The organism is Subtercola lobariae, from assembly GCF_014640255.1.
GTDB classification, from domain to species: Bacteria; Actinomycetota; Actinomycetes; order Actinomycetales; family Microbacteriaceae; genus Subtercola; species Subtercola lobariae.
On the sequence record NZ_BMGP01000014.1, the window covers coordinates 1 to 1,960 of the forward strand.

General features: G+C 64.4%; 2 protein-coding genes. Both read left to right on the forward strand.

Annotated features, from left to right (window positions below; genetic code table 11):
- Nucleotides 1–267 precede the first annotated feature (267 nt).
- A complete protein-coding gene (locus IEX24_RS19310) occupies nucleotides 268–1,617 on the forward strand; it encodes an IS30 family transposase (protein WP_443741641.1) in 1,350 nt (449 codons plus the stop codon).
- The gene (locus tag IEX24_RS19315; RefSeq protein ID WP_188681413.1) at nucleotides 1,601–1,933 is read left to right on the forward strand and encodes an integrase core domain-containing protein; all 333 of its coding nucleotides are present in this window, start codon (nucleotides 1,601–1,603) and stop codon (nucleotides 1,931–1,933) included. Before IEX24_RS19310 ends, IEX24_RS19315 begins: the two co-directional genes overlap by 17 nt.
- Nucleotides 1,934–1,960 lie beyond the last annotated feature (27 nt).

Sequence of the window (1,960 nt, forward strand, 5' to 3'; positions counted from 1 at the left end):
CTGGCAACTATCGACGAGCCTGCACACCGAACTTGCCCTGGACGCCCTGGAAATGGGCATCTGGACCAGGCAGCGGGCCGGACGTGACTTGTCGAATCTGATCCATCATTCCGATCGTGGGGTGCAAGGCGGATTCAATTGGTCGTCGCAACACCTTGATCGTGGAGGTGTTCAGCGGTGGCGAAGAAGGACTGGGCTGCGAAGACGAGTGATGTTCCCGAGGGTGCGCGGCGGCAGTGGCGTGCGGATCGGGCGTTGCGTCCTCCGATGCGTTCGCCTGGGCGGCCTGAGCCCTCGCGGGCGGTGCAGCGGCAGTTCTGGCGTCTGATCGCGACGGGTATCACCTCAGCCGAGGCGGCGCTGAAGGTGGGCGTGTCTGTGCCGGTCGGGTCCCGCTGGTTTCGACACGCTGGCGGTATGCCATCGCTCTCACTTGCCGAACCCACCGGCCGTTACTTGTCTTTCGAGGAGCGTGAAGAGATCGCGCTGCTCCGCGCCAAAAAGGTCGGGGTGCGTGAAATCGCGCGAAAAATTGGCCGTGACCCGGGAACGATCTCTCGGGAGCTGCGCCGCAATGCTGCCACGCGTCGTGGGCAGCTGGAGTATCGGGCGTTGGTGGCGCAGTGGAAGGCTCAGCAGGCATCGAAGCGCCCGAAAACGGCGAGGCTCGTGGCCAACGACGGGTTGCGTGAGTACGTCCAGGAGCGTCTTGCTGGGAACGTTCGCCGCCCGGACGGCAGCGTCGTCGTCGGGCCGGAACCGCCGGCGTGGAAGGGGCTGAACAAACCGCACCGACAGGACCGGCGGTGGGCGACGGCGTGGAGTCCGGAGCAGATCTCGCACCGGTTGAAGGTCGATTTCCCGGATGATGAATCCATGCGCATTAGCCACGAGGCGATCTACCAGTCGCTATTCATCCAGGGTCGTGGCGCCCTCAAGCGCGAACTCGTCGCCTGCCTGCGAACGGGTCGCGCGCTCCGGCAGCCACGGGCTCGAGCACAGAACCGACCCCAGGGTCATGTGACTGCCGATGTGGTGTTCTCTGAACGCCCTGCGGAGGCCGATGACCGCGCCGTCCCTGGGCACTGGGAGGGCGACCTGATCATCGGCACAGGCCGGTCCGCGATCGGCACGATCGTCGAACGCAAGAGCCGCTCAACCCTGCTGGTGCACCTTCCCCGGCTCGATGGCTGGGGCGAGGACCCCTACGTGAAGAACGGTCCGGCGCTGGGCGGCTACGGAGCCGTCGCGATGAACGCCGCGCTCATCGCGTCGATGACGAAGCTGCCCGAACAGCTCCGCAAGACGCTCACCTGGAACCGCGGCAAAGAGCTCTCCGCGCATGCCCAGTTCGCGCTCGAGACGGGCACGAAGGTGTTCTTCGCCGACCCGCACTCGCCCTGGCAGCGGCCGACAAACGAGAACACCAACGGGCTCCTGCGGCAGTACTTCCCGAAGGGCACCGACCTGTCACGGTGGTCCGCCGAAGACCTTAAAGCCGTCGCTCTCACACTCAACAACCGCCCCCGAAAGAGCCTCGACTGGAAGACCCCCGCCGAGGTCTTCAACGAACAGCTACAGTTACTCCAACAACCCGGTGTTGCAACGACCGATTGAACTCGTCCAATATCGGGCGATTCGGTACACCGAACGCCTCGCCGACGCCGATGCTGTCGCGTCGGTGGGCTCAAAGGGCGACAGCTACGACAACGCGATGGCCGAGGCGTTCAACTCGCTATTCAAAGCAGAACTGATCCGCAACCGAGGCCCGTGGAAAGGCATCGACGACCTCGAAATCGCTGTCGCCGAGTACATCGACTGGTTCAACCACCGCCGCTTGCACGGCGAGCTCGGCCACATCCCACCCATCGAGAAAGAGAACGCCTACTACTCACAAACCCCCGTCCCTCGACCGAGAGAACGGGTCAACTAGAGCCCCCACCAAACCCGGGGCTAGACA

Bases quoted from the DNA above. Each gene is read 5' to 3' on its own strand.
- IEX24_RS19310 (WP_443741641.1), top strand. From the start codon at position 268: ATGCGTTCGCCTGGGCGGCCTGAGCCCTCGCGGGCGGTGCAGCGGCAG.